The sequence below is a fragment of the Mycobacterium sp. IDUB_1 genome, assembly GCF_055419625.1.
Map to the genome: position 1 here is coordinate 13,765 of NZ_JBVAYA010000001.1, position 21,563 is coordinate 35,327.

A 21,563-nucleotide genomic window follows, 5' to 3' on the forward strand; every position below is an offset into this window, starting at 1 on the left:
CAGCAGAACACCGAAGGAGCCACGCCACATGTCCGGGTCGTCTCAGTCCGCTACAGGGCCGTCGGCACGCGCTGACGGTGCGGGAGCGGACGCCCGCCCCCGACAGGTGATGAATGTCGCCGTGCTGGCGGAGTCGGAGTTGGGGTCCGAGGCGCAGCGCGAACGCCGCAAGCGCATCCTGGACGCAACCCTGGCGATCGCCTCGAAAGGCGGCTACGAGGCCGTGCAGATGCGGGCGGTCGCCGAACGTGCCGACGTCGCCGTGGGCACCCTGTACCGCTACTTCCCGTCGAAGGTCCACCTGCTGGTCTCCGCGCTGGGCCGCGAATTCGAACGCATCGACGCCAAGACGGACCGCTCCGTGCTGGCCGCCGGCGCGACGCCCTATCAGCGGCTCAACATCATGGTCGGCAAGCTCAACCGCGCCATGCAGCGCAACCCCCTGCTCACCGAGGCGATGACGCGGGCGTTCGTGTTCGCCGACGCCTCGGCCGCCGGGGAGGTCGACTACGTCGGCAAGCTGATGGACTCCATGTTCGCCCGGGCGATGAGCGAGGGTGAGCCGACCGAGGACCAGTACCACATCGCCCGCGTGATCTCCGATGTGTGGCTGTCGAATCTGTTGGCCTGGTTGACCCGCCGCGCCTCGGCCACTGACGTCAGCAAGCGTCTTGACCTCGCGATGCGGCTGCTCATCGGAGACGGCGAGCAACCTAGGATCTGAAGGCGTGCTGCCGCCGGAGCTGTCCACCGCCCTCGACGCCGCTGCGCGCTCGCCGCGCCTGCTCGTCACCTCCGACTTCGACGGCACGCTGTCGGAGATCGTCTCGAACCCCGCCGACGCGCGCCCGCTGCCCGCTGCCGGTGACGCGCTGATCGCGTTGGCAGCGCTGCCGGACACCGAGGCGGCGTTGATCTCCGGGCGCGCGCTGCGGGATCTGCGCACGCTCTCATCGATGCCCACCGAGGTTCACCTCGTCGGCAGCCACGGCGCGGAATTCGACGCCGGGTTCGCCCACGACATCGACACCGACCTGCTGGCCACCATCACCGAGACCCTGTCGGCGGTCGCCGCCGACAAGCCGGGCGTCACCGTCGAGACCAAACCCGCGAGCGTCGCGCTGCACGTCCGCAACGCCTCCGATGCCGACGGCGAGGCGGCGCTGGCCGCGGCGTGGGACGCCGCCGAGAGCTGGGACGTGCACGTCACGACGGGCAAAGCGGTGCTGGAGTTCGCCGTCATCGACACCGACAAAGGTGAGGCGCTGGACATCTTGCGCGCCGAACACCGCGCCGACGCCGTGGTGTTCTTCGGTGACGACGTGACCGACGAGAAGGCGTTTCGGCGGCTGACCGACGGCGACATCGGGGTCAAGGTGGGTCCGGGCGAGACCGCAGCCGCGTACCGGGTGGATGCGCCCGAGGACGTCGCTGCCGCGCTGGCGTATCTGCTGTCGGTTCGCGCGGAAGGTTAGGCCGGGGGCCCGGACGTCCGACCGCGCACCAACTCGGTGTCGAGGATCTCCACCGCCGGCAGCCCCGAACGCGGCGGATGGTGCAGCAATTCGCCTGCGCGCCTGCCCTTTTCGACACTCGGCTGGCGCACCGTGGTCAGCCCACGCGACAGCGCTTCGGGCACTCCGTCGAAACCCGTCACCGTCATCTGTCCCGGCACGTACACCCCGCGGGCCCGCAACCGGTCCATCGCCGAGAGGGCGAGAACGTCGGCGGTGCACATGAGCGCGGTGATCCGGGGATTGGCCTCCAGCGCGACGTCGGCGCCCGCACCGCCCGAGGTCGGCAGGTGCTCGTAGCTCTCCACCACGGTCAGCGCGCCAGGGTCCAGACCTGCGGCCGCCAACGCGTCGTAGACCCCGAGGATGCGTTCGCTCTGCACCTGGAACTCCGGGTTGCGGACCCGCTCCGGGTCGGCGACAGCCGGCCGGACGTCACCGTGTGGCCAGTCGCGGCCCAACCGCATGGTCAGCAGCCCGATCTCGCGGTGCCCGAGTTCGAGCACGTGCTCGGCGAGGCCGCGCATCGCAGCCCTGTCGTCGATACCGACCCGCGACGCCCCGGCGACGTCCTTGGGCTGGTCGACGACGACGACGGGCAGGTGGCGCTGCAGCACCACCGGCAGGTACGGGTCGTCGTCGGAGGCCGAATAGACGACGAACCCGTCCACGCCCGCGGCAAGCACCGCGGCCGTGCCGTCGCTGACGCTTCGGTTCGGGCCGACCGCCACCAGCAGCAATCCCTGCCCGACTCCCTCACACGATTCGGCGAGACCCGCGACGAAGTCCAGCGCGGCCGGATCGGAGAACGAGTAGTTCAGCGGTTCGGTGATGATCAGGCCCACCGCACCGGCTTTGCGGGTCCGCAGGGAACGAGCCACCGGGTCGGGCCCGGGATAACCGAGCTGCTTGGCCGTCGAGAGCACGCGCTCCCGCAGTTCGGCCGAGAGTTGATCGGGGCGGTTGTAGGCGTTCGAGACCGTGGTGCGCGACACCTTGAGCTCGGCGGCCAGCGAGGCCAGGGTCGCCCGTCGGCGCGGCGCCGGAGACCTGGACATGCATTCAGACGTTAGTGGATCGCCGTAGTTAGTGGGATCACCGTCCACCCGGCGGTTGGCACGCACCGGCGCCGATGCGCTACATTGGTCCCCGGTTATTGGAAACGATTTTCATTTGTATCAGGAGTTGCCCATGCGAGCCCTCGTTGCCGTGCCGTCAGTCGCGATGGCCGCCCTACTTACCCTGACCGGCTGTTCGCAGAGCCCCCCGAACACCGAACACGGCACCCTCAACGTCGTCGCGTCCACCGACGTCTGGGGCAGCGTCGCGGCCACCGTCGTCGGTAACCACGCCACCGTGGCATCGATCGTCACCGGCACCGTGGAGGACCCGCACTCCTTCGAGGCCAGCCCCGCGCAGGTAGCCCAGATCGCCGACGCCTCGTTGGTCGTCTACAACGGTGACCACTACGACCACTGGATGGAAGACGTGTTGAAGGACTCGCACGACATCCCGACGATCGACGCGGCCTCGCTGTCACCCGACCAGCCACCGGCGAACGAGCACCTGTTCTACGACCTCCCCACCGTCAAGATCGTCGCCGAGAACATCGCCGACACACTGGGCAAGAGCGACGCCGAGCACGCCGCGGACTACAGCGCCAACGCCGACAAGTTCGGCTCGGATCTGGACACGCTGATCCTCGCTCAGCACGGCATCGGACAGGCCCATCCGGGCTCCTCGGTGGTGTCCACCGAGCCCGTCGCCTACTACGCGCTGCGCAACGCGGGGATCGCGGACAAGACACCGCCGTCGTTCGCCAACGCCATGGAGGAGGGCGGCGACCCGTCGCCGGCCGACCTGGCTACCGTGCTCGACCTGATCAACAAGCGCGAGGTCTCCGCCGTGGTGGTGAACAGCCAGACCTCCGGCCCGGTCACCCAGCAGCTCTCGGAAGCGGCGCGACGCGCGGTGGTCCCCGTCGTCACCGTCACCGAAACCCTGCCCGAGGGCATGGACTACCTGCAGTGGCAGCGCAAGGTCGTCGACGACATGGCCGCCGCGCTGGATAGTCCAGCCCCGCCCAGCCGATAATCACCCCTCGTGACCACAGCTGACGTCGTCGAACTGAAGGGAGCACGCCTCGCCTTCGGCGACCGCACCCTGTGGGACGACTTCGACCTCACCGTGCACGCCGGCGAGTTCATCGCCGTCCTCGGCCCCAACGGCACCGGCAAGACATCGCTGCTCAAGGTGCTGCTCGGCCAGGTTCCTCTGAGCGCAGGCAGCGTCACGGTCGCCGGTGAGGCCGTGACGGCAGGCAGCCGGCAGATCGGTTACGTCCCTCAGCACCGCTCGATGGACCGTGGCCTGTCCCTGCGCGGCAGCGACCTCGTCGGGCTCGGATACGACGGACACCGATGGGGCTTCGCCGGCTGGGGCGCCGCCGCGCGCAAGGCCCGTCGCCATGCCGTGTCGCACGCGCTGAACCAGGTCAACGGCGGCACGCTCGCCCACACCTCGGTCGGCGTCATGTCCGGCGGCGAACTGCAGCGGGTGCGGGTGGCCCAGGCACTGGTGACCGATCCGGTACTCCTCCTCTGCGACGAGCCGCTGCTCAACCTCGATCCGGCCAACGCCAACCTGGTGTCCGCGCTAATCGACCGGCGCCGCCGCGACGCAGGCACCGCGGTCCTGTTCGTCACCCACGAACTCGATCCGGTACTGCCGTATGTGGACCGAGTCGTGTACCTCGTCGACGGTCGCTTCCGGGTGGGCACCGTGCCGGAGGTGATGAACTCGGCGACGCTGAGCGAGCTCTACCACGCCGACATCGAGGTGATCGAGGTCGGCGGGCGCTACATCGTCGTCGGCGACCAGAGCCAGTACCAGCACCACCATTGCGACCGTGTGGAGCACCCCGGTGAATGACAAGCTCTCCGCGGTCCTCGCCAACTTCTTCGACTTCTCGACCACCGCGGACCTGCTGAGCCGCGACTTCGTTCAGCAGGCATTGCTGGCGTCGATGTTGCTCGCGTTGGTCTCGGGCGTCATCGGCCCGCTGATCGTCATGCGGCAGATGTCGTTCGCGGTGCACGGATCGGCCGAGTTGTCTCTCACCGGTGCGGCTTTCGCGCTGCTCACCGGATTCAGCATCGGCGTGGGCGCACTCGTGGGCTCCGTTCTGGCCGCCATCCTGTTCGGCTTCCTCGGCCAGCGCGTGCGCGAGCGGGATTCCGCGATCGGCGTCGTGATGGCCTTCGGCCTGGGCCTGGCGGTGCTGTTCATCCACCTCTACCCCGGCCGCACCGGAACCAGCTTCGCGCTGCTGACCGGCCAGATCGTCGGCGTCGGATACTCCGGCCTGGCGCTACTCGCCGTGGTCGCCGTGGTCGTCATCGCGGTACTGGCCGTCTGCTACCGACCGCTGCTGTTCGCCACCGTCGACCCCGAGGTGGCCGCAGGACGTGGGGTGCCGGTGCGCGCACTGGGCATCGTGTTCGCGGCGTTGGTCGGTGTGACGGCGGCCCAGGGCGTACAGATCGTCGGGGCACTGCTGGTGATGAGCCTGCTGATCACACCCGCCGCCGCGGCGGCGCGGGTGTGCACGTCGCCGGTGAAGGCGATGGTCGCGTCGGTGGTGTTCGCCGAGACAGCTGCCGTCGGCGGCCTCGTGCTCTCGCTGGCACCCGGCGTCCCGGTGTCGGTGTTCGTCACGACGATCTCGTTCGCGATCTTTCTGATCTGCTGGCTGATCGGCAGCCGTCGCTAGGCTGGCGGGCGTGCCAGGCCAACCCACCCGCGCCGTCGACCTCAACGCCGATCTCGGCGAGAGCTTCGGGGTCTGGCAGCTCGGCGACGACGACGCAATGCTCGGCATCGTCACCAGCGCCAACGTGGCATGCGGTTTCCACGCCGGCGACGCGGCCACCCTGGCCCGCACGTGCCGGCTGGCCGCCGAGCGCGGTGTGCAGATCGGCGCGCAGGTCAGCTACCGGGATCTCGCCGGCTTCGGCCGCCGGTTCATCGATGTGCCGCCCGAGGATCTGACCGCCGACGTGGTGTACCAGATCGGTGCTCTGTCGGCGCTGGCCGCGGCGGCGGGTTCGACGGTGTCCTACGTCAAACCCCATGGCGCGCTGTACAACGCCGTCGTCACCCATCGCGAGCAGGCCCGCGCGGTCATCGCCGCGGTGCATTCGGTGGACCCGGCGTTGCCGGTGCTCGGGCTCGCCGGGTCGGTGCTGTTCACTGAAGCCGAGGAGGCGGGCGTCCGGACGGTGCCCGAGGCGTTCGCCGATCGGGCCTACCGCCCGGACGGGCAGCTGGTGTCCCGGCGTGAACGCAATGCGGTGCTGCACGATCCCGACGAGATCGCCGATCGCGTGCTCGCGATGGTGACGCGGGGACGCGTGACCGCGGTCGACGGTTCGACGATCCCGATCTCAGTGGAATCGGTGTGCGTGCACGGTGATTCGCCCGGCGCGGTGCAGATCGCCACCGCCGTTCGGGAACGAATGGTGGCTGAGGGCGTGGCGCTGAGCGCGTTCAGCTGACGCCGACGGCGCGGTTGGCGCCGCGCACGATGCTGTCCAGAAGACCGGGCAGCGCGGCCTCCACCTCGTCGATGCGCAGGCGCTGGTAGGTCAACCCGTCCACGACCAGCCGCTCGGTCACCCCGGCCTCGCGCAGGATCTTGAAGTGGTGCGTCGCTGTCGACTTGTTGATGCCGTCGTAGAGGGCACCGCATTGCAGAGAGGTGCCGGCGTTGTGCAAGCGGCGGACGATCTCCAGCCGGACCGGATCGTGCAGGGCGGCCAGCACCTGCTGCACCGGGGCCACCGGTTGCGTGTCTACGCGCATGGCGTGTCCTTCACCACGTCGGGTTTGATCATCGTCAAACCCAGCGTACGCTCGAGCGGGTTCGATGTCCGTCGTACTGTACTCGACGCAGGAAGGGCTCCCATGGTGGCGATCGACCGTCCGGTCACCGAGACGCAGCGCTGGGCCTACCCGCTGCTGCTGGTACTCAGCGGAGTGGCGCTCGGCGTCTCCGGCGTTCCCGCACCGCTGTACGGCATCTACGAGTCGAACTGGCACCTGTCCCCACTGGCCACCACGATCGTGTTCGCCGTCTACGCGGTCGCCGCGCTCGGCGCGGTGCTGGTCTCCGGGCGCATCTCCGACGTGGTGGGACGCAAGCCCGTGCTCGTCGGCGCGCTGATCGCGCTGCTCGTCGGGCTGGGCGTGTTCCTGGTCGCCGACAACATGGCCCTGCTGCTGCTCGCCCGCGCCATCCACGGTGCCGCCGTCGGCTCGATCGTCGTCGCCGGCGCGGCCGCCCTGCTGGACCTGCGCCCCGACCACGGCGTCCGCAGCGGGCAGCTGTCCGGGATCAGCTTCAACGTCGGCATGACGGTGTCGATCCTCGGCTCCGCGTTGCTCGCCCAGTACGCGCCGCATCCGCTGCGCACCCCCTACGCGGTGGTCGCGGTGGTGTGCCTGATCGTCGGCGTGGGTGTGCTGGCATTGCGCGAGCCGCACACCGCCCGAAGTGCCGGACCCATCCGCATCGCGAAACCCGCTGTTCCGGAAGAGATCCGGGGTGACTTCTGGTTCTCGGCAATGGGCGCGATGGCGTCCTGGTCGGTGCTCGGCGTGCTGCTGTCGCTGTACCCGTCGCTCGCCGCGCGCCAGACCCACATCGACAACCTGGTGTTCGGCGGAGCTGTCGTCGGCAGCACCGCGTTCGCCGCCGCCTTGGCCCAACTCGCCGCGACGCGGTTGCCGGCCAAGTACTCGGCCATCATCGGCGACATCGGGATGGCCGTATCGCTGCTGCTGACGATTCCGGTGCTGCTCACCCACCAGCCGCAGCTGGTGTTCGTGGCCGCAGCTCTGCTCGGCGCGACGTTCGGGCTCGGCTTCGGCGGGTCGCTGCGTCACCTGTCCGACGTGGTGCCCGCCGGCCGACGCGGCGAGACGATGTCGGCGTTCTACCTGGCGGCTTACACCGCGATGGCGGTGCCGACGCTGGTCGCCGGGTGGGCCGCCACCCGCTGGGATCTGGCCGCGGTGTTCCCGTGGTTCGCCGGAGCAGTGGCCGGCGTGCCTGGCCGCCGCGGCGGCGGGGTTGCGCCAACAGTCAGCCCGCAGCTGATTCCTCGGTGACGGTCAGGGTGATCACGATCGCCGCTGGCACACTGTCGGCGTGACCGTCGGGACGCAGCCGGTAGGTCGGCGCATCACCTCGATGCACGTGCTCGTGCTCACGATCGTGGCCCTCACACTCGCCGGCACCGCGCTGCGCGACGTCGTCGCTACCCAGCCCCTGATCGCCACCGCGGCCACCGTGTTCTGCGGAATCTTCGTGCAGGCACTACCTTTTCTCGTTCTCGGGGTTCTCGTCAGCGGCCTCGTCGCCGCGGTCGTGACTCCCGACCGGCTGGCGCGGTGGCTGCCCCGCAGACCTGCCGCGGCGATCCTGGCCGCCGGGGTCGGCGGAGCGGCACTGCCCGGATGCGAATGCGGCTCGGTGCCCATCGCGCGCAGGCTCTACTCCGACGGCGTCGTCGGCGCCGCTGCAGTGACGTTCATGCTGGCTGCCCCGGCGGTCAACCCCGTCGTGCTCGTGGCGACCGCCGTCGCGTTCCCCGGTGAGCCTGCGATGGTGCTCGCCCGCTGCGCCGCTTCATTCCTCACGGCTGTGACGATGGGAGCGCTGTGGGCGCGGTTCGGGCGAGAAGGCTGGATCACCCGCAGGACACCGGATCTGCACGCGCGCGTTGGGTCGCGCTGGGCGGTGTTCACCGAGGCGGCTCGGCACGACTTCCTGCAGGCGGCATCGTTTCTCGTCCTCGGTGCGGCCGCGGCCGCGGCGCTGCACATCGTCGTGCCCAGCTGGATGTACGACCATCTCGCCGGCCACCTGATCCTCGGCATCGCCGTCATGGCTGTGCTGGCCGTGGTGCTGTCACTGTGTTCGGAGGCCGATGCCTTCGTGGCCGCCAGCCTGTCGATGCTGCCGCTGCTGCCGCGCCTGGTGTTCCTGGTCGTGGGGCCCGCCATCGACCTCAAGCTGTTCGCCATGCAGGTCGGCATGTTCGGCCGCGCCTTCGCCGTGCGTTTCGCGCCCCTGACGTTCGCGGTCGCGACCCTGGTGGCGTCCGGCGTCGGCCTGCTGGTGGTCGGTAACCGGTGAGCCGCGAGACCGAGAACGCGCTACTCCTGCTCGTCGGTGTCAGCACGGTCCTCATCACCGCAGGCGGCGCGTACACCCGCTACGTCAAGCCCGCGCTGCAACCATGGCTGCTCACAGCCGGGGTGGTGCTGGCGCTGCTGGCCATCGCCGCGATCGTCCGCGACATCCGGCGCGGCTCCGGGGCCCCCGACCACGAGCACGGCCACCGACACCGCCCCGGCGTCGCGTGGTTGCTGCTCGTCCCCATTGCGCTGCTGGCCATCGTGGTTCCGCCCGCCATCGGCCCCCAGACCGCCCGACCGACCACCGCGGCGAGCGAGAACACCACACAGCGGCGGCCCTTTCCTCCGCTGCCCGATGTCCGCGCCCCGGAGTTGTCGCTACCGGACCTGCTGATCCGGCTGGCCCAGGATTCGGCCGACACGCTGCGCGACCGCGTGGTCAGCGTCAGCGGCTTCACGATGAAAGACGGGGACCGTGTCGCCCTGGGGCGTGTCGTGATCATCTGCTGTGCGGCCGACGCCCAGCTGGCCCGTATCGATCTCGACGGACCTGCCGCAGCGGCCGTCGACCGTCTGCCCGACGGCGCGTGGATCCGCGTCGAGGGCACAGTGCCCGTCGGACAAGATGTTTCGACTCCGGCCGCAACCCCGACCATGGCGATCTACACCGCGGAGCAGATCCCGCCGCCGAAGAACACGTACAGCTACTGACGCACCCAGCCTCGCCCCCTAGGGTGGCCGTCATGCGTCTCAAGCTCGGCAGGCCCGACCTCGCCGCCTACGCCGACAGGTTCGACGTACCCGCGGCGACCACCGGCTCTGCCGTGACGGTCACCTGGGCCGGCGTGACCACCCTCCTCGTCGACGATGGACAGTCCGCCGTGCTCACCGACGGCTTCTTCTCCCGGCCGGGGCTGCTCACCGTCGCGACCCGACCCCTGCGTCCGTCGCCGTCGCGCATCGGCGACGCACTCGCCCGGCTCGGCATCACCCGCCTCGACGCGGTGACCCCCGTCCACACCCACTTCGACCACGCGATGGACTCCGCCGTCGTCGCCGCCAGAACCGGGGCCCGGCTGCTCGGCGGGACGTCGGCCGCCCAGATCGGCCGCGGCGCCGACCTCGACCGCGTCGACGTCGTCACGCCCGGTGAACCCGTCACCGCCGGAGCCTTCGACGTCACCCTGATCGAGGGCCACCACTGCCCGCCCGACCGCTTCCCCGGGGAGATCACCGCGCCGGTCCGGCCGCCGGTCCGCGCCTCGGCGTACCGCTGCGGCGAAGCGTGGTCCACGCTGATCACCCACCGCCCCGCCGGACGGACCCTGCTGGTCGTCGGCAGCGCCGGCTACCGCCGGGGCGCACTCGCCGGGCGGCGGGCCGATGTCGCCTACCTCGGGGTGGGCCAACTCGGGCTGCAACCGGAGAGCTATCTCGTCGAGTACTGGACCGAGACCGTGCGGACCGTCGGGGCACGCCGCGTCGTGCTCATCCACTGGGACGACTTCTTCCGCCCGCTCGACCAGCCTCTGCGGGCGCTGCCCTACGCCGTCGACGACCTCGACGCGTCCGTACGCGTGCTAAGCAGGCTCGCCGCCGAGGACGATGTCCCCCTGCACTTGCCAACCCTCTGGCAGCGCGCCGACCCGTGGCTCTGATCCTGTCGGTGGCCGCGCTCGTCGCGGTCCTGGGTTTCGCGTTGCTGCGTCCACACGGCTGGCCCGAGGCCGTGGTGGCCGTGCCCGCCGCCGTACTCGTCATCGTCACCGGCGCCATCAGCTGGCAAGGCGCGTGGACCGAGGTCCGCGAACTGGCACCGGTCGTGGGTTTCCTCGCCGCGGTCCTGGTGCTGGCGCGACTGTGCGACGACGAGGGCCTGTTCCACGCGACCGGTGTGTTGATGGCCCGCGCCACCTCCGGCGGCCAGCACCGGCTGCTGCTCTCGGTGTTCGGAGTATCTGCCGCCGTCACCGCGATCCTGAGCCTGGACGCGACGGTCGTCCTGCTCACCCCGGTGGTGCTGGCGATGGCGCGCACGCTGGCCGTACCCGCGCGGCCGCACGCCTACGCGACCGCGCACCTGTCCAACAGCGCCTCGCTGCTGCTGCCCGTGTCGAATCTGACCAACCTGCTGGCGTTCAGCGCCGCCGGGGTCACCTTCCTGCATTTCGCCGCGTTGATGTCGCTGCCGTGGCTGGCCGCCATCGCGGTCGAATACGTGCTGTTGCGCCTGTTGTTCCGCACCGACCTTGCCGTCGAGCCGCAACCGGCGCCCCGCGAACCCGTCGAACTGCCTCTGTTCGCCCTGGTGACCGTCGGGCTCACGCTGGTCGGGTTCGCCGTCACCTCGCTGGTGGGCCTGTCGCCGGCATGGGCGGCCCTGGCCGGGGCGGTGGCCCTCGGCGTGCGTGGACTCGTCATCCGACGCACTTCCGTCCGCAGGATCGCCGTGGCGATCGACCTGCCGTTCCTGGCGTTCGTGCTGTGCCTCGGTGTGGTCGTCGCGGCGGTGATGCGCAACGGTCTGGAGCCGGCGATGCACCGAGTGCTGCCCGACGGTCAGGGCTTGTTGGCACTGCTGGGGATCGCTGCGGTGGCCGCCGTGCTGTCGAACATCGTCAACAACCTCCCCGCGGTGCTGGTGCTGCTGCCACTGGCGGCACCGGTCGGCCCGGCCGCGGTCCTGGCCGTGCTGATCGGCGTCAACATCGGACCCAACCTCACCTACGTCGGATCGCTGGCGAACCTGTTGTGGCGCAGCGTCGTCCGCCGGGACATGAACCCCAGCTTCGCCGAGTTCAGCCGCGTCGGGCTGGTCACCACGCCGCTCACGCTGGTCGCCGCCGTGGTCGCGCTGTGGGCGGGACTGCAGGTGATCGGCGCCTAAGCGCGGCGGCGCTGCCGGGCAATCTCGGCGAGCACCACTCCTGCGGCCACCGACGCGTTGAGCGATTCGGTGGGTCCGGCCATCGGGATCGACACGATGGCGTCGCAGGTCTCCCGCACCAACCGCGACAGGCCTTTCCCTTCGGAACCGACCACCACCATGATCGGGCCCGTGCCGTCGATCTCGTCGATCTCGGTGTCACCACCGGCGTCGAGCCCGACGATCTGGATACCCGCGTCGGCGTACTGCTTCAACGCGCGCGTCAGGTTCGTGGCCCGGGCGACCGGGGTGCGCGCAGCCGCGCCGGCACTGGTGCGCCACGCCACCGCCGTCACCGACGCCGAGCGGCGCTGTGGGATCAGCACACCCTGTCCGCCGAAGGCCGCGACCGAACGGACGATGGCCCCGAGGTTGCGCGGGTCGGAGATGTTGTCGAGCGCCACCAGCAGCGGCGGCGTCACGTCCTTCTTCGCCTGCGCCAGCAGATCGTCGGGGTGGGCGTAGGCATACGGCGGCACCTGCAGCGCGATGCCCTGGTGAAGACCGTTGGCGGCGATCCGATCGAGATCGTGCTTGGGCACCTCGAGGATCGCGATGCCCCGGTCCGCCGCGGTCTGCACGGCCTCGGTGAGGCGCTCGTCGGAGTCCGCTCCGAGAGCGACGTACAACGCCGTCGCGGGCACGCCTGCACGCAGGCACTCCACCACCGGGTTGCGGCCCAGGACGGTCTCGGTGTCGTCGGTTTTCTTGTGCCTGCCCTGAGCCTGCCGCGCCGCCTTCGCGGCACGCTTGGCCGCGGGGTGATGGGGCCGCTCGTGTGCCGGCGGAGTCGCGCCCTTGCCCTCGAGCCCGCGCCTGCGGACCCCGCCGGAGCCGACCGTCGGGCCCTTCTTCGTGCCCGACTTGCGTATCGCGCCGCGGCGCTGGGAGTTGCCCGCCATCTACTTGTCCGTTCCGTCAACGAGTGACCACTGAGGACCGTCGGCGGTGTCGGTCACTTCGATACCGGCCTCTTTGAGCCGGTCCCTGATCGCATCTGCTTCGGCCCAGTCACGGCGCGCCCGGGCCTCACCCCGGCGTCGCACCTCGGCCTGGACGAGGACGTCCACCGCCGCCAGCGCCGCGGAGGTCTCGTCGCGGGACTCCCAGCGCTCGTCGAGCGGGTCGGCGCCCAGGATGCCCATCATCGCGCGGATCGACATCGCGTGCGTCAGCGCGGTCTCGTGATCGCCGGCGTCCAGCGCGCGGTTACCCTCGGCGCGGGCTGCGTGCACCTCGGCCAGCGCGATCGGCACCGCGAGGTCGTCGTCGAGGGCAGCGCCGAATTTGGGCGTCCACTCGCCCGGAACCACCGCACCCACGCGGTTGCGCACCCGGTGCAGGAAATCCTCGATACCGGTGTAGGCCTTCGCCGCGTCCGCCAGCGCGGTCTCGGAGAACTCGAGCATCGACCGGTAGTGCGCGCTGCCCAGGTAGTAGCGCAGCTCGGCGGCCCGAACCCGTTGCAGCACAGCGGGAATCGCGAGCACATTGCCCAGCGACTTGCTCATCTTCTCCCCGCCCATGGTGACCCAGCCGTTGTGCAGCCAGAAGCGGGCGAAGCCGTCACCGGCCGCCTCGGCCTGGGCGATCTCGTTCTCGTGGTGCGGGAACACCAGATCCATGCCGCCGGCGTGGATGTCGAACTCGGCGCCGAGATACTCGTGAGCCATCGCCACACACTCGGTGTGCCAGCCGGGCCGGCCCCTACCCCACGGCGTCGGCCACGACGGCTCACCGGGCTTGGCGCCCTTCCACAGCGTGAAGTCGCGCTGATCCCGCTTACCGGTCGCGACACCCTCGCCCTGGTGCACGTCGTCGATGCGGTGGCCCGACAACTTGCCGTAATCGGGCAGCGTCGCGACATCGAAGTACACGTCACCCGCGCCCGTGTAGGCGTGACCCCGCTCGATCAAGCGCTCGATGAGCTCGACCATCTGGGTGATGTGCCCGGTCGCCCTGGGCTCAGCCGAGGGCGGCAGCACGCCCAGCGCGTCGTAGGCGGCCGAGAACGCACGCTCGTAGGTCGCCGCCCACTCCCACCACGGCCGGCCCGCGTCGGCGGCCTTGTTGAGGATCTTGTCGTCGATGTCGGTGACGTTGCGGATGAAGGCCACGTCATAGCCCTTGGCGGTGAGCCAGCGACGCAGCACGTCGAACGCGACACCGCTGCGCACGTGGCCGATGTGGGGCAGACCCTGCACGGTGGCACCGCAGAGGTAGATGGACACGTGGCCGGGCCGCAGTGGCGCGAAATCGCGCACACCGCCAGACAGGGTGTCATACAGCCGCATCGACGCGGCAGGGCGTTCGGTCACGACGGGCCAGCTTACCGGCCCGATCAGGCAGAACCCGCATCGCTGACGACGAGGGCCGTCGCCAGGGCCGCCAGACCCTCTCCACGCCCCGTCAACCCGAGCCCGTCGGTCGTTGTCGCCGACACCGACACCGGCGCGCCCACGAGCGCGGACAACAGCTCCTGGGCCTCCGCCCGACGCGGGCCGACCTTGGGACGGTTGCCGATGACCTGCACCGCGGCGTTCCCGACGCGCAGTCCCGCCCCCTCGAGCAGCGACCGCACGTGACGCAACATGTCGGCGCCGGACACGCCTCGCCACTCGGGACGATCGGTGCCGAAGACTCCACCGATGTCGCCCATGCCCGCTGCGGACAGCAGCGCGTCACAGAGGGCATGGGCGGCGACGTCACCGTCGGAGTGACCAGCACAACCGTCGGCGTCGTCGAACAGAAGACCCAGCAGCCAGCAGGGCCGCCCCGCTTCGACCGGGTGGACGTCGGTACCGAGACCGACGCGAGGAATCACGTCAGGATGCGGCGGCGAGAGCTTCTTCGAGAATGATCGACGCCTTCGCGTCGTCGGTGTTCTCGGCCAGCGCGAGCTCGCCGACCAGGATCTGGCGCGCCTTGGCGAGCATCCGCTTCTCACCCGCCGAGAGGCCGCGCTCCTGATCACGACGCCACAGGTCACGAACGACCTCGGCGACCTTGTTCACGTCCCCGGAAGCCAGCTTCTCGAGGTTGGCCTTGTACCGGCGCGACCAGTTGGTCGGCTCTTCGGTATGCGGCGCGCGCAGAACCTGGAAAACTTTGTCGAGGCCTTCCTGGCCGACAACGTCACGCACACCCACGTATTCGGCGTTGTCCGCAGGCACGCGGACCGTCAGATCGCCCTGGGCGACCTTCAAGACGAGGTATTCCCTCTGCTCGCCTTTGATGGTTCGGGTTTCGATCGCTTCGATCAACGCAGCACCGTGGTGTGGATAGACGACGGTGTCTCCGACCTTAAAAATCATCAGTTTCGAGCCCCTTTCACATGACGAGTTTAACACGCGCACTCTTCGGGGGTGCGCCAACATTGCAGGTCAGGGGCACAGACGGGCAACATCGGGGGTTGACAGGCCGCCGATTCCGTGCAAGGCGGGCGCCTCGAGCGCCCTGCGCTACCGCCCGTCATCACGACCTACTACTCTGCATAGTCGAACGATGGAGACCGGCATGTCACGTCGCGTTGCCGGCCGAGCAGGAGGCACCTGAGTGAACCCTTTGGATCGGCGCACTTCTGTCACGACCGCCGTGGCGACGGCCGCGATCGCGCTGTCCGCCGTGCTGAGCGGCTGCAGTGCTGGTCAGGTGTCACAGACGGCCACCCAGGAGCCGGCGATCAACGGGACGAGTGCCACAGCCGGCCCGATCGCGCTGCGCAACGTCCACCTGCGTGCCCAGCAGTCGTCGGACTACATCCGCCCGGGTAGCGACGTCGAGCTGATCTTCACCGCGGCCAACACCTCGCCCGACACGAACGACAAGCTGGTCAGCATCACTTCCGATGTCGGCACCGTATCGCTGACCGGCGGCAAGGACCTGCCCGCCAACGGCGTCCTGGTCGTGGGCACCCCGGACGGGCAGACCACGCCGCTGGAGGCCGTCGAACCCGCTGACGCGGCCGAGGCGCGTGTCGCGCTGTCCAAGCCGATCACCAACGGCCTGACCTATGACTTCACGTTCACCTTCGAGAAGGCCGGCGACACCACGGTGACGGTGCCGATCTCGGCCGGCGAGGCCCCGCGCCGGGAGGTCTCCGACAGCGGCGCAGCCGTCTCCGAGGGCGAGCACTCCGGCGGACACTGAGTCGCCCGACACGGGCGCGCCGCGCCCACCAGTTGTCGGTGCGGGCCGATACCGTCGCATCCGTGGCCCGGCCTTCGAAAACACGTTCGCAATACCGCTGCTCGGAATGCCACCACCAAACGCCCAAATGGGTGGGTCGCTGCCCTGACTGCGGGACATGGGGCACGGTCAACGAGGTAGCCCTTGCCTCCGTCGGCGGGACGGCAATCCGGCGCGCCATCGCACCCACCTCCCCCGCCGTGCCGATCAGCTCGATCGACCCGGGCACCACGCGGCATTTCCACACCGGCATCAGCGAGCTCGACCGCGTTCTCGGCGGCGGCGTGGTGCCCGGGTCGGTGACGCTGCTCGCCGGCGATCCCGGCGTCGGGAAATCGACGCTGCTGCTCGAGGTCGCCCACCGCTGGGCGCAGACGGGCCGCCGTGCGCTGTATCTCTCGGGTGAGGAGTCGGCCGGTCAGATCCGTCTGCGCGCCGAGCGCACCGGATGCACCCACGACGAGGTGTACCTGGCCGCCGAGTCCGACCTGCAGACCGCGCTCGGCCACATCGACGCGGTGTCGCCGTCGCTGGTCATCGTCGACTCGGTGCAGACCATGTCGACCACCGAGGCCGACGGTGTCACCGGCGGAGTCACCCAGGTTCGTGCGATCACCACGGCCCTGACCATGACGGCGAAGACCACCGGGGTGGCCATGCTGCTCGTCGGCCACGTGACCAAGGACGGGGCGATCGCCGGACCCCGCTCGCTGGAGCACCTCGTCGACGTCGTGCTGCACTTCGAGGGGGACCGCGCCTCGGCGTTGCGGATGGTGCGTGGCATCAAGAACCGGTTCGGAGCCGCCGACGAGGTCGGCTGTTTCCTGTTGCACGACAACGGAATCGAGGGTGTGGCGGATGCGTCGGGCCTGTTCCTGGACCAGCGCCCGAAGCCGGTGCCCGGCACGTCGGTGACCGTCACGCTCGACGGCAAACGCCCGATGATCGGCGAGGTGCAGGCGCTGATCGGGTCCCCGGCCAGCGGCAGCCCGCGCCGCGCCGTCAGCGGCATCGACTCCTCCCGCGCGGCGATGATCACCGCGGTGCTCGAGAAACGGGCGCGGTTGCCCGTCGGCGCCAACGACATCTACCTGTCGACCGTCGGCGGCATGCGGCTCACCGATTCCTCATCGGATCTCGCGGTGGCGCTGGCGATCGCCTCGGCGTTCACCGATCTGGCGATGCCGACGTCGGCGATCGCGATCGGCGAGGTCGGCTTGGCCGGTGACCTGCGGCGGGTGACAGGGATGGATCGCCGGCTGGCCGAAGCGGTCCGACTCGGATTCACCACCGCCGTCGTGCCCGCCGGCCTGACGTCGGCGCCCGCGGGCTTGAGGACCTTCGAGGCGGACAACATCACCTCGGCATTGCAGGTGTTGCGGCAGATCAGCCAGAATGACGCGAACTGAGGCACTTCTCGAGGGGATCGGATGGCCGTGAAATCGACGGGACGCAGCACGCGCACGGTCGTGCCGTTGGCCCGTCCGACGATGCGGGAGACGATCGCCCGGCTCGCGCCGGGCACTCAGCTGCGCGACGGCCTGGAGCGCATCCTGCGAGGGCGGACAGGCGCGTTGATCGTCATCGGGTTCGACGACAGCGTCGAGGCCATCTGCGACGGCGGCTTCTCCCTGGACGTGCGGTACGCGCCGACCCGGCTGCGTGAGCTGTCGAAAATGGACGGCGCCGTGGTGCTCTCCAGCGACGGCAGCCGAATCCTGCGCGCCAACGTGCAATTGGTGCCCGACCCGTCGATACCGACCGAGGAGTCCGGAACGCGGCATCGGTCCGCCGAGCGCAGCGCGATCCAGACGGGCTACCCCGTGATCTCGGTCAGCCACTCGATGAGCATCGTGACGGTGTATGTGGCCGGCGAGCGGCACGTCGTCCCCGAATCGGCGACCATCTTGTCGCGGGCCAACCAGACCATCGACACACTGGAGCGCTACAAGACCCGCCTCGACGAAGTCAGCAAGCAGCTCTCGATGGCCGAGATCGAGGACTTCGTGACACTGCGCGACGTGATGACCGTGGTGCAGCGGCTCGAGATGGTGCGCCGCATCAGCCTCGAGATCGACTCCGACGTCGTCGAACTCGGCACCGACGGCCGGCAGCTGAAGCTGCAGCTCGATGAGCTGGTGGGCGACAACGACATCGACCGCGAGCTGATCGTGCGCGACTACCACGCCAACCCCGACCCGCCCACCGCGGCGCAGGTCACCGCGACGTTGGAGGAGCTCGACGGGCTCTCCGACAGCGAGCTGCTCGACTTCACCACGCTGGCAAGGGTTTTCGGGTACCCGTCGACGGCCGAGGCGCAGGACTCGGCGATGAGTTCCCGCGGCTACCGGGCCATGTCGGGGATACCGCGCCTGCAGTTCGCGCACGTCGACCTGCTGGTCCGCAACTTCGGTTCCCTGCAGGGCCTGCTGGCGGCGAGCGCGAGCGATCTGCAATCGGTCGACGGGATCGGCTCGATGTGGGCGCGCCACATCCGGGAAGGTCTGTCGCAGCTCGCCGAGTCGACGATCGCCGACCGGCTGGCCTGATCAGGCTGTCGCATCCATGTCGCTCACCTGGTGCCGACGGTAGTTCTGCCGGTATTTCTGCGGCGAGACCCCGACGGTGCGCAGGAAGTGATGGCGCAGCGACGCATACGAACCGAACCCGGACTCCTCGGCGACCCGGTCGACCGGCAGCGCAGTACCCTCCAGCAGCCGCCGGGCCAGGTCGACCCGCATGGCCGTCAGCACGCCCTGCGGGGTCGTGCCGACGTGGTCGCGGAACTGGCGATTGAGGGTGCGCACGCTCACGGCGGCGTGCGCGGCGATGGTCGACAGGTCGAGTGCCTCGGTGGCGTGCTCTCGCATCCAGTCGATGGTCGGCTGCAATGGATGACCGGCGCCGGCGGGGGTGGCGTGTTCGATGTACTGCGCCTGCCCGCCGTCGCGCCACGCCGGGATCACCACCCGACGGGCCGCCGCACCGGCCAGCGCGGGGCCGGCGTCACTGCGGATCAGATGCAGACAGAGATCCAGGCCGGACGCCACCCCGGCGGCTGTCAGTACCGGCCCGTTGTCGATGAACAGCACACTGGGGTCGACGTCGACGTCGGGGAAACGGCGGGCCAGTTCGTCGGCCCATTGCCAGTGGGTGGTCGCGCGGCGGCCGTCGAGCAAGCCCGTCGCGGCGAGGGTGAACGCGCCCACGCACATCGAGGCGATGCGCGCGCCGGACGCGGAAGCAGCCAGCAAGGCCGTCACCACCGCAGGATGCGGCGGTTCCAGACACGCTTCCACGCCCGGCACGATCACCACGTCTGCGCCGACGAGCCCGTCGAGCCCGTGCTCGGTCCGGAATTCGACGCCGCCCCAGGGCGCCGCGGTGACAGCGCGGCGCCCACGACTGCACACCCGCACCGCTTAGCGCGACGTCCCACCCGCGTCGTTGGCCATCCCGAACACCATGCCCGGGATCATCAGCTCGAAGCCCATCACACCGTCTTGTGCCAGCACCGCGACGATCATGGCCAGATCTTAAAGCAATATGTCGATCTGGCCACTGGTCGTCGAACTCTCGCGGGCGCAGGGTGACGGTATGACGTCGACGCTGCCCACACTGCCGGACTCCGAACTCGCGGTCGCTGCACACCGATTCGTGGCATCGGTATCGCCGACCGTCGTGACGAACCACGCCGTGCGCAGCTACCTGTTCGCCCGCGCGGGCGCCGCCGCCAAGGGGCTGCATGCCGATGTCGACTACGACGACGAGCTGGTCTACCTGAGCTGTGTGCTGCACGATCTCGGACTCACCGACCACGCCAACGGCGAGCAGCGCTTCGAGGTGGACGGCGCGGACGCCGCCGCGCATTTCCTGCGTGAGCAGGGTGTCGACGAGCAACGCATCACCACGGTGTGGCAGGCCATCGCCTTGCACACCAGCGTGGGGATCGCGCACCGGTTCGGACCGGTCGCTGCTGTCGCGCACCTCGGCATCTCCACCGACGTCGTGGGCGTGGACCGCGAGCTGCTCGATGCGGCGTTCGTCGACCAGGTTCACACGCAATGGCCGCGGCTGAAGCTGGGCGTCGCACTCGCCGACGTCATCGCAGCACACGTCGAGCAGAACCCGCAGAAGGGTCCACCGCTGACCTTCCCCCGGCTGCTGCACACCATGGTGACGGGCGGGCCCGCAGCGACCTTCTTCGATCTGGTCGCCGATGCCGGTTGGGGCGACAGGGCGTCGTGACGCCAACGAGAGTGGTGCACGTGCCGGTCACCGGCAGGGCGATCGTCAATGTGTTCCTGCTCGTGGGTCGTCGAACGGTGGTGGTCGACACCGGTGTGCCGGGCAGCGGCCCGCGGATACTCGCGGCGATGGACACGTTCGGCATCGACAGGGCCGACGTCACGGCGATCGTCGTGACCCACGGGCACATCGACCATTTCGGTTCGGCGGTCGCACTACGGGACGCGCTGGGGGTGCCGATCCTCGCCCATGGTGCAGACGCCACGGCCTACGCCTCGGGCCGCAGCCTCGAAGGATCGTTGCGTCCGACAGGCCCGTTCGGCCGACTGTTCGGCGCGCTCCCGCCCGCCCATGCCCGCACGGAGGGGTTCTCGCCCGACGTTGTCGTCGACACCGAGATCTCCCTCGAGGACTACGGCGTCGACGCCCGCATCCTGCTGACTCCCGGCCACACGCCAGGGTCGATATCGGTCCTCACCGGCAGCGGAGAGCTCATCGCGGCCGACCTGATAGCCGGGTCATTCCTCGGTGCCATCCGCCGCAAACCCGCCGATCCGCCGTTCCACCAGGATCGCCGACTCAACCTCGCGAGCCTCGATGCTGTTCTGCGGCCAAACCTTTCGGTGATCCACGTCGGCCACGGCGGGCCGCTGCGGCCCTCAGCGGTGCGGCGGTGGGCGCAGCGCCAGCACCGGCGTATCGGCTAGCCGGCAGGCGCGGGAGCCGGCGGCGGCACCTCGGCAGGTGCGCCCGGCGGTAGCTGCTGGGGCGGGGCCAGAACGAACGGCACGGTCGCCGAACGCAGGTTGCCCAGCTGGACGACGAGGTTGTAGGTGCCCGGCCCGATCGGCTGGCGGGGCAGCGGGCAGTTCGGTGCCGAACCCATCCCGGTCCACGTCACCTCCGTGGTCACCTGCTCACCCGGCTGGAACGTCTTGATGAGCGTCTCGGCCGACGGCGCGCAATCCAGGTTCGACCAGAGCCGCTGGTTGTCCAGCGAGTAGACGTACGCGGCCAACACCGCCGCACCGACATCGCGCTGGCAGGCGACCAGCCCGATGTTGGTCACCACCATCGTGAACTTCGGCTGATCGCCGACGACGTACTGCGGCTGGTTGGTGATGCCCTTGACCGCGAGCGTGGAGTCCGGGCAGTCGTCGCCCTCTTTGAGGATCGGCGGCGGCACCACGGCAGCCGTGGGGGTCGCGGTCGGGGGCGGCGCCTGCTGAGCAGGCGGCTGAATGGGCGTCTTGACCTGCGGATTGTCACCGGGGAGCGGCGTCGGCGGCGCGGCAGCCTGCGAGGCCTGGTTCTCGTTCGCGGTGGGCTGCTCGGTGCTGGTGCTGTTCATCACGACGACCGCGACGACAGCCGCGATGATCCCGATGACGAGCACGGACACGCCGAGCGCCAACATCCGGCGTCGCCAGTAGATCTGTTGGGGCAGCGGCCCATGCGGTTCCAAATCCAGCACCACATCACGG

General features: G+C 69.7%; 23 protein-coding genes and 1 pseudogene. 16 read left to right on the forward strand and 8 right to left on the reverse strand.

Annotated features, from left to right (window positions below; all coding sequences use genetic code 11):
* Positions 1-109 precede the first annotated feature (109 nt).
* Together kstR and otsB are read left to right on the forward strand one after the other, a co-directional pair.
* Positions 110-724, forward strand: a complete 615-nt coding sequence (gene kstR, locus ACZYYX_RS00070) for a cholesterol catabolism transcriptional regulator KstR (protein ID WP_463814735.1) — start codon at positions 110-112, stop codon at positions 722-724.
* A gap of 4 nt (positions 725-728) precedes the next feature.
* On the forward strand, positions 729-1,475 hold the full coding sequence (otsB, locus tag ACZYYX_RS00075; RefSeq protein WP_463812380.1) for a trehalose-phosphatase: 747 nt from the start codon (positions 729-731) through the stop codon (positions 1,473-1,475).
* Here otsB and ACZYYX_RS00080 read toward each other — a convergent pair.
* The gene (locus ACZYYX_RS00080; RefSeq protein WP_463812381.1) at positions 1,472-2,572 is read right to left on the reverse strand and encodes a LacI family DNA-binding transcriptional regulator; all 1,101 of its coding nucleotides are present in this window, start codon (positions 2,570-2,572) and stop codon (positions 1,472-1,474) included. The genes otsB and ACZYYX_RS00080 overlap by 4 nt on opposite strands.
* Positions 2,573-2,705: 133 nt before the next feature.
* Between ACZYYX_RS00080 and ACZYYX_RS00085 the strand changes: the two genes are divergently transcribed.
* The 4 genes from ACZYYX_RS00085 to ACZYYX_RS00100 are packed head-to-tail and all read left to right on the forward strand — an operon-like array spanning position 2,706 to position 6,070.
* Positions 2,706-3,608, forward strand: coding sequence for a metal ABC transporter solute-binding protein, Zn/Mn family (locus tag ACZYYX_RS00085; RefSeq protein WP_463812382.1), 903 nt, complete (start codon positions 2,706-2,708; stop codon positions 3,606-3,608).
* A 9-nt stretch (positions 3,609-3,617) separates the two neighbouring features.
* A complete protein-coding gene (locus ACZYYX_RS00090) occupies positions 3,618-4,445 on the forward strand; it encodes a metal ABC transporter ATP-binding protein (RefSeq protein ID WP_463812383.1) in 828 nt (275 codons plus the stop codon).
* Positions 4,438-5,286 carry a metal ABC transporter permease gene (locus ACZYYX_RS00095; protein WP_463812384.1) on the forward strand — a complete coding sequence of 283 codons (849 nt, stop codon included), beginning with the start codon at positions 4,438-4,440 and terminating at the stop codon, positions 5,284-5,286. The genes ACZYYX_RS00090 and ACZYYX_RS00095 overlap by 8 nt, the downstream gene beginning before the upstream one ends.
* 10 nt (positions 5,287-5,296) lie before the next feature.
* A complete protein-coding gene (locus tag ACZYYX_RS00100; protein ID WP_463812385.1) occupies positions 5,297-6,070 on the forward strand; it encodes a LamB/YcsF family protein in 774 nt (257 codons plus the stop codon).
* On the opposite strand, the gene ACZYYX_RS00105 is transcribed toward ACZYYX_RS00100, so the two are convergent.
* The gene (locus tag ACZYYX_RS00105) at positions 6,063-6,377 is read right to left on the reverse strand and encodes an ArsR/SmtB family transcription factor (protein WP_463812386.1); all 315 of its coding nucleotides are present in this window, start codon (positions 6,375-6,377) and stop codon (positions 6,063-6,065) included. The two genes, ACZYYX_RS00100 and ACZYYX_RS00105, sit on opposite strands and share 8 nt — an antisense overlap.
* Positions 6,378-6,479: 102 nt before the next feature.
* Here ACZYYX_RS00105 and ACZYYX_RS00110 point away from each other — a divergent pair.
* The 5 genes and pseudogenes from ACZYYX_RS00110 (at position 6,480) to ACZYYX_RS00130 (ending at position 11,604) form a co-directional block, all read left to right on the forward strand.
* Positions 6,480-7,674, forward strand: a pseudogene (locus ACZYYX_RS00110) (MFS transporter).
* Between the two features lie 93 nt (positions 7,675-7,767).
* Positions 7,768-8,715 carry a permease gene (locus ACZYYX_RS00115; protein ID WP_463814736.1) on the forward strand — a complete coding sequence of 316 codons (948 nt, stop codon included), beginning with the start codon at positions 7,768-7,770 and terminating at the stop codon, positions 8,713-8,715.
* On the forward strand, positions 8,712-9,428 hold the full coding sequence (locus tag ACZYYX_RS00120) for a TIGR03943 family putative permease subunit (RefSeq protein WP_463812387.1): 717 nt from the start codon (positions 8,712-8,714) through the stop codon (positions 9,426-9,428). Before ACZYYX_RS00115 ends, ACZYYX_RS00120 begins: the two co-directional genes overlap by 4 nt.
* A gap of 32 nt (positions 9,429-9,460) precedes the next feature.
* A complete protein-coding gene (locus ACZYYX_RS00125) occupies positions 9,461-10,375 on the forward strand; it encodes an MBL fold metallo-hydrolase (RefSeq protein ID WP_463812388.1) in 915 nt (304 codons plus the stop codon).
* Entirely contained in the window at positions 10,366-11,604 is a 1,239-nt protein-coding gene (locus ACZYYX_RS00130; protein ID WP_463812389.1) for an SLC13 family permease, read from the forward strand. The genes ACZYYX_RS00125 and ACZYYX_RS00130 overlap by 10 nt, the downstream gene beginning before the upstream one ends.
* On the opposite strand, the gene rlmB is transcribed toward ACZYYX_RS00130, so the two are convergent.
* From rlmB to carD, 4 genes are read right to left on the reverse strand one after another with little or no spacing between them, the layout of a single operon-like run.
* On the reverse strand, positions 11,601-12,545 hold the full coding sequence (gene rlmB / locus ACZYYX_RS00135; RefSeq protein ID WP_463812390.1) for a 23S rRNA (guanosine(2251)-2'-O)-methyltransferase RlmB: 945 nt from the start codon (positions 12,543-12,545) through the stop codon (positions 11,601-11,603). The two genes, ACZYYX_RS00130 and rlmB, sit on opposite strands and share 4 nt — an antisense overlap.
* Positions 12,546-13,937, reverse strand: coding sequence for a cysteine--tRNA ligase (cysS, locus tag ACZYYX_RS00140; protein ID WP_463814737.1), 1,392 nt, complete (start codon positions 13,935-13,937; stop codon positions 12,546-12,548).
* A gap of 47 nt (positions 13,938-13,984) precedes the next feature.
* Positions 13,985-14,467 (reverse strand): 2-C-methyl-D-erythritol 2,4-cyclodiphosphate synthase, encoded by a 483-nt coding sequence (gene ispF, locus ACZYYX_RS00145; RefSeq protein WP_463812391.1) that lies wholly within the window; start codon positions 14,465-14,467, stop codon positions 13,985-13,987.
* 1 nt (position 14,468) lies between these two features.
* Positions 14,469-14,957, reverse strand: coding sequence for an RNA polymerase-binding transcription factor CarD (carD, locus tag ACZYYX_RS00150; RefSeq protein ID WP_463812392.1), 489 nt, complete (start codon positions 14,955-14,957; stop codon positions 14,469-14,471).
* A 241-nt stretch (positions 14,958-15,198) separates the two neighbouring features.
* On the opposite strand from carD, the gene ACZYYX_RS00155 reads away from it, so the two are divergent.
* The 3 genes from ACZYYX_RS00155 to disA all read left to right on the forward strand — a co-directional run bounded on the left by ACZYYX_RS00155 (position 15,199) and on the right by disA (position 18,380).
* Positions 15,199-15,792, forward strand: a complete 594-nt coding sequence (locus ACZYYX_RS00155; RefSeq protein ID WP_463812393.1) for a copper chaperone PCu(A)C domain-containing protein — start codon at positions 15,199-15,201, stop codon at positions 15,790-15,792.
* Positions 15,793-15,854: 62 nt separating this feature from the next.
* Positions 15,855-17,240: a DNA repair protein RadA gene (gene radA / locus ACZYYX_RS00160; protein ID WP_463812394.1), complete on the forward strand. Its 1,386-nt coding sequence runs from the start codon at positions 15,855-15,857 to the stop codon at positions 17,238-17,240.
* Positions 17,241-17,261: 21 nt separating this feature from the next.
* A complete protein-coding gene (disA, locus tag ACZYYX_RS00165; protein WP_463812395.1) occupies positions 17,262-18,380 on the forward strand; it encodes a DNA integrity scanning diadenylate cyclase DisA in 1,119 nt (372 codons plus the stop codon).
* Here the strand turns inward: disA and ACZYYX_RS00170 are convergent, their stop codons facing one another.
* Positions 18,381-19,244, reverse strand: a complete 864-nt coding sequence (locus tag ACZYYX_RS00170; RefSeq protein WP_463812396.1) for a GlxA family transcriptional regulator — start codon at positions 19,242-19,244, stop codon at positions 18,381-18,383.
* Positions 19,245-19,377: 133 nt separating this feature from the next.
* Here ACZYYX_RS00170 and ACZYYX_RS00175 point away from each other — a divergent pair, with 133 nt between their 5' ends.
* Positions 19,378-20,079, forward strand: a complete 702-nt coding sequence (locus ACZYYX_RS00175; RefSeq protein ID WP_463812397.1) for an HD domain-containing protein — start codon at positions 19,378-19,380, stop codon at positions 20,077-20,079.
* Between the two features lie 20 nt (positions 20,080-20,099).
* The gene (locus ACZYYX_RS00180) at positions 20,100-20,786 is read left to right on the forward strand and encodes an MBL fold metallo-hydrolase (protein WP_463812398.1); all 687 of its coding nucleotides are present in this window, start codon (positions 20,100-20,102) and stop codon (positions 20,784-20,786) included.
* Here the strand turns inward: ACZYYX_RS00180 and ACZYYX_RS00185 are convergent.
* The gene (locus ACZYYX_RS00185; protein WP_463812399.1) at positions 20,783-21,553 is read right to left on the reverse strand and encodes a hypothetical protein; all 771 of its coding nucleotides are present in this window, start codon (positions 21,551-21,553) and stop codon (positions 20,783-20,785) included. The two genes, ACZYYX_RS00180 and ACZYYX_RS00185, sit on opposite strands and share 4 nt — an antisense overlap.
* Positions 21,554-21,563 lie beyond the last annotated feature (10 nt).

Excerpts from the sequence above, each read along its gene's own strand:
- kstR (WP_463814735.1), top strand. The coding sequence starts at position 110 with ATGAATGTCGCCGTGCTGGCGGAGTCGGAGTTGGGGTCCGAGGCGCAG.
- ACZYYX_RS00080 (WP_463812381.1), bottom strand. The coding sequence starts at position 2,572 with ATGTCCAGGTCTCCGGCGCCGCGCCGACGGGCGACCCTGGCCTCGCTG.
- ACZYYX_RS00085 (WP_463812382.1), top strand. The coding sequence starts at position 2,706 with ATGCGAGCCCTCGTTGCCGTGCCGTCAGTCGCGATGGCCGCCCTACTT.
- ACZYYX_RS00105 (WP_463812386.1), bottom strand. The coding sequence starts at position 6,377 with ATGCGCGTAGACACGCAACCGGTGGCCCCGGTGCAGCAGGTGCTGGCC.
- ACZYYX_RS00115 (WP_463814736.1), top strand. The coding sequence starts at position 7,768 with ATGCACGTGCTCGTGCTCACGATCGTGGCCCTCACACTCGCCGGCACC.
- ACZYYX_RS00125 (WP_463812388.1), top strand. The coding sequence starts at position 9,461 with ATGCGTCTCAAGCTCGGCAGGCCCGACCTCGCCGCCTACGCCGACAGG.
- rlmB (WP_463812390.1), bottom strand. The coding sequence starts at position 12,545 with ATGGCGGGCAACTCCCAGCGCCGCGGCGCGATACGCAAGTCGGGCACG.
- cysS (WP_463814737.1), bottom strand. The coding sequence starts at position 13,937 with ATGCGGCTGTATGACACCCTGTCTGGCGGTGTGCGCGATTTCGCGCCA.
- carD (WP_463812392.1), bottom strand. The coding sequence starts at position 14,957 with ATGATTTTTAAGGTCGGAGACACCGTCGTCTATCCACACCACGGTGCT.
- disA (WP_463812395.1), top strand. The coding sequence starts at position 17,262 with ATGGCCGTGAAATCGACGGGACGCAGCACGCGCACGGTCGTGCCGTTG.
- ACZYYX_RS00175 (WP_463812397.1), top strand. The coding sequence starts at position 19,378 with ATGTCGATCTGGCCACTGGTCGTCGAACTCTCGCGGGCGCAGGGTGAC.